Origin of the sequence: Brevundimonas sp., from assembly GCF_041648055.1 — a bacterium.
In the GTDB taxonomy this organism is placed as follows: domain Bacteria; phylum Pseudomonadota; class Alphaproteobacteria; order Caulobacterales; family Caulobacteraceae; genus Brevundimonas.
Genome location: NZ_JBAZPS010000001.1, coordinates 1253196 through 1267504, shown reverse-complemented (window position 1 = coordinate 1267504; position 14309 = coordinate 1253196). Strand labels below are relative to the sequence as shown.

The following is a 14309-nucleotide window of genomic DNA, read 5'->3' as shown; positions in this document are numbered from 1 at the left end:
CTTCCAGCGATCCCAGATTTCAGCCCGTTGAGCCGCCGAATAATAGATCCGCCGCCGCTGCTTCATGACCCACGCTCCATCTCCGAAGAAAAGTTAGCGTGTTGCGGTCACCGGTTGAGGCCACCACGGAAAGCGGACGTTGGTTGTATCCACAAACACCGCAAAGCAGGATGCGGCATGCGGCGAGATCGGTGACAGTTTACTCTGGCATTGTGTTCGCGGTTGTCGGCTGCTCGGGAGCATCAACAATGAGCGAAAACGACAAGCCGCCGATTTCTAACTCCCTCGTGAGCAATACGCCGAGCGGCGGTGACTCAGACCGTGAGCGATGGGTCGAGGGGGTGCTGTCAGTCCAACGCGAACTTGTCTCCACTAGCTGCAGGGGGGGCAGGGGAGGCGACGCCTATCCGGCGAGCGTCTTTCACTCAGCCAGGGCGCTGAGCGTTGGGCCTTGTGTGTCTCTCTGCTAATGAGGTGGCGGTCCTGGTTGAAGTGGTTGTGGAAGGCGGCGTGGACGGAGCTGAACTTCTGCAGCGTCTTCATCTGCCGGAACCTCAGCATCGCTCGCTCTCGTCGTCGGAAGGGCAGGTGCGAGTTTTCGACCCTGTTGTTAGCCCAGCGTCCGACCTCCTGTTTCTCGGTGTTGCCGAGCTCTTCATCGCCGCCTTGTAGGAGCGCAGTCCGTCCGTCGTGATGACCTTGGCTCGCCCGTGCCGCTTCATCAGCTTCTTCATGAACTTGAGAGCGGCCGGCTTGTCCCTGGTCTTGCTGGCAACGGATTCCAGCACCTCGCCCTCGTGATCCACGGCGCGCCAGAGGTAGTGCATCTCGCCGTTGATCTTCACGTAGGCTTCGTCGAGGTGTCATCGCCAGTGAGTGAAGGCGCGCATCTTCTGGATGCGCTTCCTGCGGATCTCGGCGGCGAACATTGGACCGAACCGGTTCCACCACAGCCACACCGTCTCATGGCAGATGTCGATGCCCCGCTCGGCCAGCAGGTCTTCCACGTTCCGCAGCGACAGCGGGTACTTCACGTACATCATGACCACGAGCCGGATCACCTCCGGTGAGCTGTCGAAGTAGCGAAACGGGTTAGTGCCTTTAGCCATGGTGGCGACGCTAGGCGGACAGGATTGCCGGCGGGCTAAGTTTGGGCTGACAGAGCCCGCCGAGACGATCACGCCGTAGCTGCCGTGACCGCGCTTGGGTGAGGGGGCTGACATCGATAAAGGGTTACGGCTAGGGTCGCTCAGAATTTAATCTGGAGCCTCTCATGTCTCGACCTCTTCTGGCTGCCGCCGCTGCAGCACTTCTGCTGTCTGCGTCGCCAGTCGGCGCGCTCGCCCAGGCGGTGCCCGACCCGGTCGTGGACATGGCAACGCGGGCACAGGCCGCTGCGAGCGTCGTCGATGCCTTTCATGGCGCTCTGGACGCGGGTCAAACCGATGTCGCCCTGGCGCTTCTGGCCGAGGATGCGATGGTTTTCGAGGAAGGCGGGGCAGAACGGTCGCGCGCCGAATATGCCTCGCACCACCTGGAAGCCGACGCGGCTTATGCGGCGGTCTCGGAATCGACGATGTCCCGACGGATGGGCCGGATGTCCGGCGACATAGCCTGGATCATGAGTGAGGGCCGCACGGTTGGCCAAGCCGGCAACAGCGCCACCGCGCGCGTGACGGTGGAGACCATGATCCTCAGGCACGGTCCGGACGGCTGGCGCATCCAGCACATCCACTGGTCGTCGCAGGCAGCACCCAGCGCCTGACGGCGCGGAACCACCGGGGTGTGGCGACGTTCTGAAAGGGTCGCCCAGAATAGCCAGGACGGAGCCAAGGGATGTCGTCGGCGCACCAAGTAGGTTCAGCGAACAGTCGAGCGGCGCATGGCTCGCGTGCCCGTCCCTATCTGATGTTCTGGGTCAACATGGCGCTCAGTCTAGCGATCATGTACGTCGTAATGTTCACCATGATCGACGGTGGCGGCGATTTCAGGAACAATCTCAACATGTTCTACATGGCCGTGACCATGTGGGCACCTATGGGCATCTTCATGCTGATCACGATGTCGAGCATGTATCCGAGCAAGCGGCTAAATCAGACGCTCTGCGTTGTCTTCGTTGCACTGACAGCGGGTTCGTTCTGGGCGACCCGCGCGCAGGCCCTGGTGGATGATCGCCAATTCATCTCGTCGATGATCCCTCATCATTCCGGCGCCATCCTGATGTGCAGGGAGGCCGATCTGGCCGATCCTGAACTGGTGGCGCTGTGTGTCGAGATCAGCCGAGCGCAACGCGAAGAAATCGATCAGATGGAGCGGATCGGCGCGCGGCTGCGCTGACACGATGAAGCTGCGAAAACGGCGATCCCACTTGCTTTAGCCTGCGGCGGCAAGAGACTTGTCCCTCGTGTTCTCGAACCGCTTGCGAATCGCGGTCCGACCGGGTCGTTCCACGAACAAATGCAGCGCCACCGAGACGAGCGCAGTAACGACGAAAACGCCAGCCAGCTCTATCGGCGTCATGATAAACCCGCTGTCGATCCCGCGCATCTCGGCGGTGATGCCCTTGTAAGCCACCAGAATGGGCATGTGCGCTAAGTAGAGGGCGAAGGAGACTTCACCGGCGAAGACCACGGGCTGGGAGGCCAGCAGCCCCTCGCTCTGGGTCTTGGCAAGCATGGACCAGCTGAAGACGACCGGCGCGGTCAGCGCAACGATGAACCTGTCGTCAAGCGACAACTGCATCCCGGCCAGCAGAAGGCCCGTGGTGACGAGACAGGCGGTGATCGCGACCGCAGGACGCCACACGGTGCTCCGACCCAGGCCGTACAGAGCCATGCCGATCAGAAAGGCCGGGGCGATTCGAAGGATGCCCATGTCGTCTTCGGCGCGTGGAAGGACCTTGCCGAAGATCGCTCCATAAGTGGCGTCGATGGCGACGTAACCCACGATGCCCAGGGCAAGCAGCAGCCAGGGCCGCGTACGCAACTTCATGGCCAGCGAGGCATAGGCGGGAAACAGCAGATAGGCGAACCACTCGGCGGACAAAGACCAGGCCGGCCCGCTCCAGTTGAATCCCCTTTCGCTAGGGAACCAGGCTTGGACGAGGAACAGGGTTTTGAAAAAGCCCTCGGTCGTATAGGTGGACGGATCGTACTGGACCCCCAACGCCCTGGCCGTGACCACCATGATGGTCACACTCGCCAGCAATGCGACATGCAGCGGATAAAGACGCGCGAGGCGCGCGACGATGAAACGCCTGTAGCGAAAGGTGCCGGCCTCAAACGACGGGCCGTAGACGTGGGCCAATATAAAGCCGGACAACATGAAGAATGCGTCGACGGCCAATCGACTACGCTCGATGATGGGGCTGTACCCAAACGCCGGATCCCACTGCAGCTGGTAATGAAACAGCACCACACCGAAAGCCAGGAAGGCCCGCAAGCTGGTCAGGGCACGAAGATCAGAGGGGTAGCCTTCGCTTACCGGCGAGATCGACGTCATGCTGTGCCCCTGTCGAGGACGCCTTCAGGACGTCCTGCCCACTAGGGGTTACGCAGGAGAGAGAGCGACCCCTCGCCGGGCAGGCGATCAGCCCGCGTTCGCGGCCAGCCAGGCGTCGATCACGCCGATCTCGCGCTCCTGGGCGGTGATGATCTCCTGGGCCAGAGCCTTGGCTTCGGGGTTCTGGCCCTCGGCGAGCTCGACACGTGCCATAGCGATGGCGGCCTGGTGATGGCCTCTCATCTGCCGCATGAAATCGGCGTCGGCATTGCCCTGATAGGCCGGCATGTCCGTCATCATGCCCATCATCGCAGCCTTGTAGCCACGGGTCGCTTCGCTATCGCCCTCGACAGGGGCCATCATGGCCATCTTGTCCATGCTGCCCATCTTGTCGTCCGCCATCGTGGCGTCGCCGGCGGGCATTGCATTGACAGTCTCGTCGGCGGCGGGCTCTGCCTGGGGCGAGCAGGCTGCGGCGACGGCGCACGCGGCAATGATGAGGCTGAGGCGTTTCATGACGGATCTACTTAAAATCTGATGGCATAGCGACCGGCAAGGACCTTTGTTCCCGGCGTCAGCGCGTGGCGCGTCCGAGCAGTTCGATCAGTTCGCTCGCCTTGGCCTTGCGATCGACCAGGTCATCGCCGGTCATGGCCCCCATCACGCAGTGGTCGAGGTGATCCTTGAGCACCTCGCTTTCCACCCGCGTCAGCGCGGCGCGCACCGCCTGGATCTGGGTCAGGACATCGACGCAGTAGCGGTCGTCCTCGACCATACGGACGATGCCGCGCACCTGGCCCTCGATGCGGTTCAGGCGGTTGATGACCTTAGGCTTGATTTCGACTTGCATGGATCAACTCCGGTTCGTCGCGATTATACCCCGTGACGGTATCTTGCGCTATACCCCATGTGGGTATATATGGCAGGCATCCCGCAAAGGAGACGCCGCCATGTCCGACCCTACCGCCAACGCTTCCGCAGTCGGCCACAAACACGCCTGCTGTTCGCACTGTGCCAACGACAAGGCCGACGGCAAGGCGCTCGATCCGGTCTGCGGCATGACCGTCGATCCGGCCACCACGGCGCACAAGGCCACGCATGAGGGCACCGAGCAGTTCTTCTGCTCGGCCGGGTGCCGGACGAAATTCGTCGCTGATCCGGAGAGATATCTGGGCGACAGGCCCGAGCCTGCGCCTGCGATCCCCGGTGCCACCTACACCTGCCCGATGCACCCGGAGGTGCGTCAGGAGGGCCCGGGGTCGTGCCCGATCTGCGGCATGGCTTTGGAGCCCGAGACCGTGACGGTGGAAACTCCGGTCAACCACGAGCTGATCGATTTCACCCGACGCTTCTGGGTCGGGCTGGCGCTGACCCTGCCGGTTTTCGCGCTCGAGATGGGCGGCCATCTGACCGGACTGGCCATGCGCATTCCGGGCCAGGCCTCCAATTGGATCCAGTTCGCCCTGGCCACCCCCGTGGTGCTGTGGGCCGGGGCCCCCTTCTTCCAGCGGGGCTGGACGTCGTTGCGGACCCGCAAGCTCAACATGTTCACCCTGATCGCCATGGGCGTCGGCGTGGCGTGGGCCTACAGCGTCGTGGCGGTGCTGGCCCCCAGCCTGTTTCCGCCGGCCTTCCTGCGCATGGACGGCAGCGCGCCGGTATATTTCGAGGCGGCGGCGGTCATCACCGTCCTGGTGCTGCTCGGTCAGATCCTGGAGCTGCGCGCGCGCGAACAGACGTCCGGTGCCATCCGGGCCCTGCTGGATCTGACGCCCAAGACCGCGCGGCGCGTGCGGGACGACGGGACCGATGAAGACGTCACGCTGGACCTGGTCGTCGTCGGGGACCGGCTGCGCGTGCGACCGGGTGAACAGGTGCCGGTCGACGGCGAGATCCTTGATGGCCGCGTGTCGATCGACGAATCCATGGTGACCGGCGAATCCATGCCCGTGACCAAGAAGCCGGGCGCGAGCGTGGTCGGCGGTTCGCTGAACCGGACCGGTTCGTTCGTCATGCGGGCCGACAAGGTCGGGGCCGACACCCTGCTGTCCCGGATCGTGCAGATGGTGGCCCAGGCCCAGCGCAGCCGCGCGCCGATCCAGCGCCTGGCCGACACGGTCTCGGGCTGGTTCGTGCCGGCGGTGATCGCCATCGCCCTGGTGGCGGCGCTCGTCTGGGGGCTGGTGGGCCCCGAGCCGCGCCTGTCCTATGCCCTGGTCGCGGCGGTGTCGGTACTGATCATCGCCTGTCCCTGCGCGCTCGGCCTGGCGACGCCGATCTCGATCATGGTTGGGGTCGGCCGGGGCGCGCAGGCCGGCGTTCTGATCCGCAATGCCGAGGCGTTGGAACGGTTCGAGAAGGTCGACACCCTAGTGCTCGACAAGACCGGCACCCTGACCGAGGGGCGGCCGTCGGTCACGGCCATCCGACCCGCGTCCGGGTTCGGCGAGGCCGAGCTGCTGCGCTTGGCCGCCAGCCTGGAACGCGGCAGCGAACATCCGCTGGCGGACGCCATCGTCGCGGCCGCGACGGACCGCGAACTGACCCTGTCCGAAGCGACCGAGTTCGACAGTCCGGTCGGGCGCGGCGTTTCGGGCGTCGTCGATGGCAAGCGGGTCACGCTCGGCAATACGCGCTTCCTGACCGAGCTCGGCGTGGATGTATCGGCGCTCGAAGCCGAAGCCGACGCACTCAGGGGCGATGGGGCCACGGCCATCTTCGCCGCCGTGGACGGCCAGGCCGCCGGGGTCCTCGGCATCGCCGACCCCATCAAGGCGACTACGGCCGATGCGATCATGGCGCTGAAAGCCGCAGGCCTGCGTCTGGTGATGATGACCGGCGACAACCGCACGACCGCCGACGCCGTGGCTCGCCGCCTGGGCATCGACGAGGTCCAGGCCGAGGTTTTGCCCCAGGACAAGGCCTCCGTGGTCGAACGGCTGCGCGCCGAGGGCCGTGTCGTCGCTATGGCGGGGGACGGGGTCAATGACGCGCCCGCCCTGGCCGCCGCCGATGTCGGCGTGGCGATGGGCGCGGGCTCGGACGTCGCGATCGAGAGCGCTGGCGTCACCCTGCTGGGCGGCGACCTGCAGGGGATCGTTCGCGCGCGTCACCTTTCCAAGGCGGTGATGAGCAACATCCGCCAGAACCTGGTGTTTGCCTTCGGCTATAACGCGCTGGGCATCCCCGTCGCAGCGGGACTGCTCTATCCCGTGTTCGGCTGGCTGCTGTCGCCGGCCCTCGCGGCGCTGGCAATGGCGCTGTCGTCGGTCAGCGTGATCGCCAATGCGTTGCGGCTGCGGGCGATAAAGCTTTGATGACGCAGGCGGCCCGGTTTGACGAAAGGCGCACGCAGGGCCCTGGCGCTCGTCGTGCGACAGCCTGTCACGAGGGGCGAGGCCGACGCCTGCGTATATAGACATAGACCCCTGGCGCGATGCGGCGGGGGTATCCAGATCAAGTTGGGAGTATCGGATGAAGCTCGATCGTCGAGCCCTTTTGCGGGGAACCGTCGCCGGGGGCGGGGTGCTGGCCCTGCAGGGTCTGTTGCCGGCCTGGGCCCAGACGGGAACGCCCGGACTCCAGTCCGACCTGCCGACCTTGATCGGGCCGGACATCGCGCTGACGGTCGGTCGCTCGCCCTTCACCGTCAACGGCCGGACCGGCGGGGCGATCACTCTGAACGGGGTCCTGCCGGGCCCACTGATCCGGCTTCGCGAAGGCCAGAACGCCCGCCTGTCCGTGACCAACACGCTGGATGAGGACACGTCGATCCATTGGCACGGGCTGCTCCTGCCGTTCCAGATGGATGGCGTGCCCGGTGTCAGCTTTCCCGGCATCAAGCCCCGGGAGACCTTCGTCTACGAATTCCCGATCCGTCAGTCCGGGACCTTCTGGTACCATAGTCACTCGGGTCTGCAGGAACCGCTCGGACACTACGGGCCGCTGGTCATCGATCCGGCGGGCGCGGACCCAGTCGCATGCGATCGCGAGCATGTGCTGGTCCTGTCGGACTGGAGCTTCATGCATCCGCACGAGATCCTGACCAAGCTGAAGAAGAGCCCGGGCTATTTCAACCGGCAGCGCACGACCCTGGCCGGATTCCTGAACGGCAACGATCGGATGAGTCTGGAGGAGCGCCGGATGTGGGGTGAGATGCGCATGGACCCGCGCGACATCCTCGACGTCAACGGCTCGACCTACACCTATCTGATCAACGGCCACGGGCCGCAAGAGAACTGGACCGGCCTGTTCCGGCCCGGCGAGAGGGTGCGCCTGCGCATCATCAACGCCTCGGCCATGTCGATCTTCAACGTCCGAATCCCGGGTCTTGCCATGACCGTGGTCAATGCAGACGGCGAGAATGTGCGTCCGGTCGAGACCGACGAGTTCCAGATCTCGGTCGCGGAGACCTATGACGTCATCGTCCGGCCCACCGAGGACCGCGCCTATACCATTGTGTCCGAGGCCATCGACCGGTCCGGTATGGGCCGGGCCACCTTGGCACCGCGCCTGGGCATGACCGCCGAAGTTCCGGCCCTGCGCGAAGTGCCGAACATGACCATGAAGGACATGGGCATGGGTGGCATGTCCGGGATGGACCATGGCGCGATGGCTGGTCCTTCCATGGGACCCGAGGCGATGGCGGTTATGGACCATGGCGCGATGGCCGGCATGAGCCACGGTCCCGCAGCCGCCCCGGCCGGCGGTGCCATGGCGGGGATGGATCACTCCATGGCGGGCATGAACATGCGCGATGCGGACAACGCCCCGCCCGACATGGCCGTGGGCGTCGGCGTTGATTCGATCGCCATGGCACCGACTAATCGTCTCGGCGAACGGCCCACGGGGCTGGAAAACGTGCCTCACCGAGTGCTGGTCTATACCGACCTCGTGTCCCTGACGCCCAACAAGGACCAGCGTCCTCCGGCCCGGACGATGGAGATCCATCTGACCGGGAACATGGAGCGGTTCATGTGGGGCTTCGACGGGCGGAAATTCTCCGAGATTGTCGAGCCGATCCGGTTCGAGCGCGACGAGCGCGTCCGGGTGACCCTGGTCAACGACACCATGATGGCCCACCCGATCCACCTGCACGGCCACTTCTTCGAACTGGTCACTGGAGGTCCGCAGGGTCATCAGCCGCTGAAGCACACCGTCAATGTGCCAGGAGGCGGCAAGGTCAGCTTCGACCTGACCGCAGATGCGCCGGGAGACTGGGCCTTCCACTGCCACATGCTGATGCACATGCACGCCGGGATGTTCAACGTCGTCACCGTTCGCCCCCTGGATGGAGCCGCCGCATGATCCGCACCGCTGTCGCCCTCGTGCCCCTGATCCTGGCCTCCGCCACGCCGGTCCTGGCCCAGTCGCAGCCCCACGCCGGTCATGCGGCGGCGCCACAGGCCGTCCAGACCGCGCCTCTGCCGCAGGGCTGCGTCCGACGGGGCGCGCCGACCGGCGATGCGACGCGGATCGGCACCGCAGGTACCCCGGCGTGTCCGCCGGGCGCTGTGCCGGAGCGGGTTTCGTCGACCGATCCGCACGCTGGCCACGATATGTCCACGATCACAGCGAGCGCCGCACCGGCACCCGCCGCACAGGCCGACCCGCATGCCGGCCACAACATGTCCACCACGACGCCGAGCGCGGCACCCGCGCCTGCGGCCCAGGCGGACCCCCATGCGGGTCACGACATGTCCACCATGACGCCGAACCCGGCGTCAGCGCCTGCGACCCAACCCGATCCGCATGCGGGTCATGACATGTCGACGATGATGATGCCGGGCACACCACCTTCCCCGGCAATACAGGCCGACCCCCACGCCGGTCACGACATGTCCACGATGACGCCGAACGCGGCGCCCGCCCCGGCGGCACAGGCCGATCCGCACGCGGGTCACGACATGTCGAACATGGGACAGCAGACCCCGGCCGGCGTGATGCCGGCCGGTCATGACATGTCGGGGATGGCCATGCCGCCGAACGTGCCGACCAGTTCCGACACGCCCGGGCGCTTGCCCGAGATGCCCACCCCCGCCGCAGCGACAATGGGACCCGTCCATGCGGCGGACGGTCTGTTCGATCCTGCCGAAATGGCGGCGTCGCGCGAGCAGCTGCGGATCGAGCATGGCGACGTCCGCACGAGCGCGGTGATCATCGACCAGGCGGAAGCGACCTTTTCGGACGGCGAAGAGGCCTATGCCTGGGACGTGCAGGGCTGGACCGGCGGCGACATCAATCGTTTCTGGTGGAAGTCAGAAGGCGAGGGGGCGTTCGGAGACGGGGTCGAGGAAGCCGAGATTCAGGCGCTCTACAGTCGCGCCATTCGCCCGTTCTTCGATTTTCAGACAGGCTTGCGCCAGACCTATCGCCCCGAAGGCGACCGGACCGACCTGGTGGTCGGCATCCAGGGCCTGGCCCCTTACTGGTTCGAGGTCGACGCGGCCGCCTTCCTGTCCAACAAGGGAGAACTGACAGCCCGAGCCGAGGCGGAATACGACCAGAGGATCACCCAGAAGTGGATCCTGCAGCCTCGTGCAGAGGTCACGCTCTCGGCCCAGGACATCTCGGAGCTCTCGATAGGGTCCGGTCTGTCGTCCCTACAGGTCGGGGCACGGCTGCGCTATGAGTTCAAGAAGGAGTTCGCGCCCTACGTCGGGGTCGAATGGACCCGGCGCTTCGGCAACACCCGTAACTTCCTGGAAGCTCAAGGCCGCAGCGCCGAGGACACGCGTCTGGTGGTCGGCATCCGGGCCTGGTTCTAGGGCTTCTTACTGGCGAGAGCTGTCTGAAACGAAAGACGCCGTGCAGCGAGGCTGCACGGCGTCTTTGCACATCGGCCTGAGACCATCCGGGGGTGTGGACGGTCGCTACCGTCAGTGCACCATGAAGCGAACGGTGCCGTTCATCTCATGGCCGTCTGCGCCCGTCGCCGTCCAGGCGGCGGAATAGTTGCCAGGGGCGAGCCTGGGCAGGGAGGTGCTGACCGTCATTTGGGGCGCTGTGCTCGCAGCGATCTCGACGTTCACGGTTTGGGTCGCAGGTCCGGTCAGCGTCAGCGATTTCAGGGTCATGGCATGGGGGAAGGTCGCGCTGAAGGTCGTCGGCGCGGCGTTCAGCATGGCATTGTCGGCCGGTGTAGTGACGATGCCGGACGCGGGAGCCGCCTGCATGGCGGCGTGCTCCTGTGGAGACATGCCAGCGTGCGGACTGGCCTGGGCCTGGGCCAGCGAGAGGGGCGCGAGGGCTGCCAAGGCAACCAGGCCGGCGAGAAGAGAACGGTTCATGAGATATCTCCTGATGACGGACCGGCGGTGGGGAAGAGGAGCCGATACCGCCCACACCCTCATATACGCATTGGCGTGCGGCCTCCCTCGCCCCAATCAGCCCGGTTCGGCCTGCGACAGAATTTCGAACAGCCTGCGCCGGGCCCGCGCGACCCGCGTCTCGACCGCCTTGACGGAGATCCGCAGGATCGCCGCTGCCTCGCCTTGGCTCCGCCCCTCGATCGCCGTCAGGATCAGGGGAGCTTTCAGATGCGCGGGCAGACGGCTTACTTCGAGATTGAGCTGCGCCAAGCTGCGCGCGGCATCGATCTGCTCGTCGGGGGCCATGGCCTCGTCAGGAACCGCCATGGCCTGAGGCGACGACAGGTCCGTTGCGCCCCGGACAATCCGTCGCACGAACCGGCGCCGGGACCAGTCGCGGCATTTGTTCAGGGCTATGGTCCGCAGCCAGGCCTCGAACGGCCGCGCGGGGTCGTATCGACGGATGGAGATCCAGGCCGCGGCATAGGTCTCCTGCAGCAGATCGAGCGCGTCCTGTTCGTCGCCCACATAGCGGCGAACGAACCGGAACAGCGCGGTCCGGGTTTCGCGCATCAGCTCGCTGAACGCCGACCGGTCGCCGTTCGCGGCCCGAGTCGGCAGGTCGCCATTGTCCATGCCGCCCCTCAGGGCTCGGTCGGCGTGAGCGCTTCGACGATCCGGTCGTTGAAGACAGCGGCTTGGGCGGGCGTCAGCACCGATCGCATCTCGAACACATGGGCGATCGTCTCCTTCTGCAGGGCACCCATGGCGACGTGGAAATGATCGACAGCGGCCTGGACCTGGGGGCCGTCGCCTTCGCCCTGTTCGATAGCCCGCGCCAGCTCCTGGTTGGCGGCGCGCACCTCGGCTTCGAGGCCCGGCCGGATGGCGGCGAACCGAGCCTCAATGACTTCGATCCGTGCATGCTGGTCGGCCGTCAGCTCCAGCTCGTCATGCACGATATCGTGCAAGGACGCAGGCTCGTCGCGGCTCATGACCCAGCTGGCCCCGATCCAGGTGCCCGCCGCGCTGGCGATTGCCGCCAGAACAGCGGTCAGAACGATCGCGCGCCACCCGCTTCTCACGAGCGGACGTCCATCCTGAGCAGCGGAGACAGGCCCGCCTCGACTGTGAAAATCGACAGTTCGGCGGGCGGTTTGGGTGCCGTCACCACGCCGACCCCACCCACCGTGAGGCCCGTCACCAGCGCTACGGCAACCGCACCAGTCCGAAGCTGCGTCATCATGCGCTCGCTCCTCAGGGCATCGACGCGGGCCCAGACGTCCGTCTCCAGCCCGTCCAGCGACCGGTCGACCGGCAGGGCGTCCATGCGCGCCAGGAGATTATCGAGATCACGCGTCATTCATCACTCTCCACACAGCCTACATATCAACTACGCAGCGCGCGGCCCGGTCCCTCATGCGAGGGGACCGCGATCGCGGTGCGTATCTAACAGCATAAGGTGCCCAGGTCAGGTCCAGGGCCATCCAAGGGGGAGAAGGCATGACAATCCGATCGACAATCGCGGGACTGGCCCTGGCTGCCGTCCTGGCCACCTCGGCCCCGGCGCAGGTTCCGAGCCCTGAAGAGGCTCAGGTGGGAGCAGTGGTCACCGCCTATAAGGATGCGGTTGAGCGCATGGACGTGTCTCAGACGCCGACCCTGTTCTGGCCCGACTCCGCGATCTTCGAGAACGGCGGGGTCGAGGGGACTTTCGCCTACTATCTGGAGCATCATCTCGGACCCGAGTTCGATGATCTGGCGGGCTTCGATTTCCGGGATCATGCGATGAAGGTCGAAATCGACGGCGACACCGCCCTGGTCAGCGAGACCTACACCTATCACATCACCTTCAAGGACGACTCTCGCGAGGCTATCGAACGTCGCGGCGTGGCTACCAGCGTTCTGCGCAAGCGCGGCGATGAATGGCGGTTCGTTCGCTATCACTCCTCCGCACGGCCCCTGCGTCGGGCACCGTGATCGGATTTACCCTGAGTCCGCAGGCTCTCTCGACGAGGTCTTCCATGTCGCCAGCCATCGTAACTCGCCGTGTTCTTCTAGGGGCCGCCCTCGGCGCTGTCGCCACAACGGCCTGCGCCCAGACCCTCCGAGCGACGCCCGAACTGGTGGTCTACAAGAGCCCCACCTGCGGCTGCTGTACCGCCTGGGTGAACCACATGCGCGCTGCTGGCTTCAGGGCGCGAATTCAGGAACAGTCCGACCTGGCTCCCATTCGCCAGTCTCAGGGGATACCGGACGCCCTGGCCGCCTGTCACACCGCTCTGATCGGTGGCTATGCGCTGGAAGGCCATGTGCCGGCACAGGATGTCAGACGGCTTCTGACGGAACGTCCCCGCGCGATCGGGCTGGCTGTGCCGGCCATGCCGCCGGGGTCGCCCGGCATGGAAATGCCTGACGGCCGCAAGCGGCCGTTCGAGACGCTGCTGATGCTGCGAGGCGGCGGATCAAGAGTGTTTGCTCGCCACGGGTAGTCGATCGCAATATTCCGAGGACAGCCGACCGGCGCAAACTGCCGTTCGGTCGGCACCCGTTACATCCCCATGTCCATGTCCATGGCCGAGACCGGGGCCAGCGTGCCCATGACGGCCACGACGCCCAGCAGGGCCACGGCGATCAGGGTTTCGAGCGCGAGGCTGCGCTTCAGCCGCGCGACGGCGCTGCGGATATCGTCGGGGTCATCCAGGGCTTCGGCCAGGTCGGGCGTCAGATGGAAACGGTTCGAGGCCGCCAGCGCCACCATCAGTCCGAACAGTGCGAGCTTGGCCAGCAGCAGCCTGCCATAGGGTGTCGTGACAAGCCTGTCGATCCCGTCGACCCCCACGGTGAACCAGCTGTTGACCAGGCCGCTGAGCACCAGAACGGCGACGGCGGCCGTGCCTACTCCGGAGAACCCATGCAGCGCGCCATGTAACACGCGATCGGAGGCTGAATCGCCCGACCGGTGGCGCAAAGTCATGATCAGAAGGGCCGCGAGAGCTCCAAGCCACAGCGCAGCAGCCCAGCTGTGAAGGATCGCGCCGATCATGTGAGGATAGTGGCCGGCCCCCTGGGTCGCTGCGCCATGGCCCGTCCAGGCAAAGCTCGCGCTCGCCCCTAATCCGGCGACGACGAGGATCCCCCATAGCAGCCGTGACGGCCGGGCGATCAGGACAAGGCCCAGCGCTGCCAAGGCGATCCCGGCTCGTAAGAGGAAGGCGGGCCCCAGGGTCGTACCGGTGATCATGAACCCGAGCGACGCTGGTTTCATGCCTTCGACGATCGAGCCTGCCATGACGCCGGTCTGGGCAACCAGACCGGCGGCGGATGTCACCGCCACGACGGCGCAGGCCGCAACCAGCAGACGCCTCGGCCAAGTCTGGGCCAAGGCGTCTGTGGAGCGCAGTCCGTACAGCAGGAACAGCGGCGTCCCCAGCAGGATCACGGCACCGCCGTACTGGGCGAGCCGCAGCCCGATGACCAAAAGCTCGAGCACGGAAA

General features: G+C 65.7%; 15 protein-coding genes and 1 pseudogene. 7 read left to right on the top strand and 9 right to left on the bottom strand.

Going from position 1 to position 14309, the window contains the following annotated elements; all coding sequences use genetic code 11:
• Positions 1 to 372 precede the first annotated feature (372 nt).
• Positions 373 to 1109, bottom strand: a pseudogene (locus WC585_RS06245) (IS6 family transposase).
• A 164-nt stretch (positions 1110 to 1273) separates the two neighbouring features.
• On the opposite strand from WC585_RS06245, the gene WC585_RS06240 reads away from it, so the two are divergent.
• Both WC585_RS06240 and WC585_RS06235 read left to right on the top strand, forming a co-directional pair.
• Positions 1274 to 1765 (top strand): nuclear transport factor 2 family protein, encoded by a 492-nt coding sequence (locus WC585_RS06240; RefSeq protein WP_373256763.1) that lies wholly within the window; start codon positions 1274 to 1276, stop codon positions 1763 to 1765.
• Positions 1766 to 1836: 71 nt separating this feature from the next.
• Entirely contained in the window at positions 1837 to 2337 is a 501-nt protein-coding gene (locus WC585_RS06235) for a DUF305 domain-containing protein (protein WP_373256762.1), read from the top strand.
• Positions 2338 to 2373: 36 nt separating this feature from the next.
• On the opposite strand, the gene WC585_RS06230 is transcribed toward WC585_RS06235, so the two are convergent.
• The 3 genes from WC585_RS06230 to WC585_RS06220 form a co-directional block, all read right to left on the bottom strand.
• Positions 2374 to 3501 carry an acyltransferase family protein gene (locus tag WC585_RS06230; RefSeq protein ID WP_373256761.1) on the bottom strand — a complete coding sequence of 376 codons (1128 nt, stop codon included), beginning with the start codon at positions 3499 to 3501 and terminating at the stop codon, positions 2374 to 2376.
• 87 nt (positions 3502 to 3588) lie between these two features.
• Positions 3589 to 4017 (bottom strand): DUF305 domain-containing protein, encoded by a 429-nt coding sequence (locus WC585_RS06225; protein ID WP_373256760.1) that lies wholly within the window; start codon positions 4015 to 4017, stop codon positions 3589 to 3591.
• A 58-nt stretch (positions 4018 to 4075) separates the two neighbouring features.
• Positions 4076 to 4351 (bottom strand): metal-sensitive transcriptional regulator, encoded by a 276-nt coding sequence (locus tag WC585_RS06220; protein ID WP_373256759.1) that lies wholly within the window; start codon positions 4349 to 4351, stop codon positions 4076 to 4078.
• A gap of 100 nt (positions 4352 to 4451) precedes the next feature.
• Between WC585_RS06220 and WC585_RS06215 the strand changes: the two genes are divergently transcribed.
• The 3 genes from WC585_RS06215 to WC585_RS06205 all read left to right on the top strand — a co-directional run bounded on the left by WC585_RS06215 (position 4452) and on the right by WC585_RS06205 (position 10268).
• Positions 4452 to 6818 (top strand): heavy metal translocating P-type ATPase, encoded by a 2367-nt coding sequence (locus tag WC585_RS06215; RefSeq protein WP_373256758.1) that lies wholly within the window; start codon positions 4452 to 4454, stop codon positions 6816 to 6818.
• A 157-nt stretch (positions 6819 to 6975) separates the two neighbouring features.
• Positions 6976 to 8808, top strand: coding sequence for a copper resistance system multicopper oxidase (locus tag WC585_RS06210; protein ID WP_373256757.1), 1833 nt, complete (start codon positions 6976 to 6978; stop codon positions 8806 to 8808).
• A complete protein-coding gene (locus WC585_RS06205) occupies positions 8805 to 10268 on the top strand; it encodes a copper resistance protein B (protein WP_373256756.1) in 1464 nt (487 codons plus the stop codon). Before WC585_RS06210 ends, WC585_RS06205 begins: the two co-directional genes overlap by 4 nt.
• Before the next feature lie 111 nt (positions 10269 to 10379).
• Here WC585_RS06205 and WC585_RS06200 read toward each other — a convergent pair whose 3' ends face one another.
• The 4 genes from WC585_RS06200 to WC585_RS06185 all read right to left on the bottom strand — a co-directional run bounded on the left by WC585_RS06200 (position 10380) and on the right by WC585_RS06185 (position 12174).
• Positions 10380 to 10790 carry a copper resistance CopC family protein gene (locus WC585_RS06200; protein ID WP_373256755.1) on the bottom strand — a complete coding sequence of 137 codons (411 nt, stop codon included), beginning with the start codon at positions 10788 to 10790 and terminating at the stop codon, positions 10380 to 10382.
• A gap of 96 nt (positions 10791 to 10886) precedes the next feature.
• Complete coding sequence (locus WC585_RS06195) at positions 10887 to 11447, bottom strand: RNA polymerase sigma factor (RefSeq protein WP_373256754.1); 561 nt, start codon at positions 11445 to 11447, stop codon at positions 10887 to 10889.
• Positions 11448 to 11455: 8 nt separating this feature from the next.
• The gene (locus WC585_RS06190; RefSeq protein ID WP_373256753.1) at positions 11456 to 11896 is read right to left on the bottom strand and encodes a Spy/CpxP family protein refolding chaperone; all 441 of its coding nucleotides are present in this window, start codon (positions 11894 to 11896) and stop codon (positions 11456 to 11458) included.
• Entirely contained in the window at positions 11893 to 12174 is a 282-nt protein-coding gene (locus WC585_RS06185; RefSeq protein ID WP_373256752.1) for a hypothetical protein, read from the bottom strand. Before WC585_RS06185 ends, WC585_RS06190 begins: the two co-directional genes overlap by 4 nt.
• A gap of 140 nt (positions 12175 to 12314) precedes the next feature.
• Between WC585_RS06185 and WC585_RS06180 the strand changes: the two genes are divergently transcribed.
• Both WC585_RS06180 and WC585_RS06175 read left to right on the top strand, forming a co-directional pair.
• The gene (locus WC585_RS06180) at positions 12315 to 12791 is read left to right on the top strand and encodes a nuclear transport factor 2 family protein (RefSeq protein WP_373256751.1); all 477 of its coding nucleotides are present in this window, start codon (positions 12315 to 12317) and stop codon (positions 12789 to 12791) included.
• 44 nt (positions 12792 to 12835) lie between these two features.
• Positions 12836 to 13303 (top strand): DUF411 domain-containing protein, encoded by a 468-nt coding sequence (locus WC585_RS06175; RefSeq protein WP_373256750.1) that lies wholly within the window; start codon positions 12836 to 12838, stop codon positions 13301 to 13303.
• A 59-nt stretch (positions 13304 to 13362) separates the two neighbouring features.
• Here WC585_RS06175 and copD read toward each other — a convergent pair whose 3' ends face one another.
• On the bottom strand, positions 13363 to 14304 hold the full coding sequence (copD, locus tag WC585_RS06170) for a copper homeostasis membrane protein CopD (protein ID WP_373256749.1): 942 nt from the start codon (positions 14302 to 14304) through the stop codon (positions 13363 to 13365).
• Between the last annotated feature and the right edge of the window lie 5 nt (positions 14305 to 14309).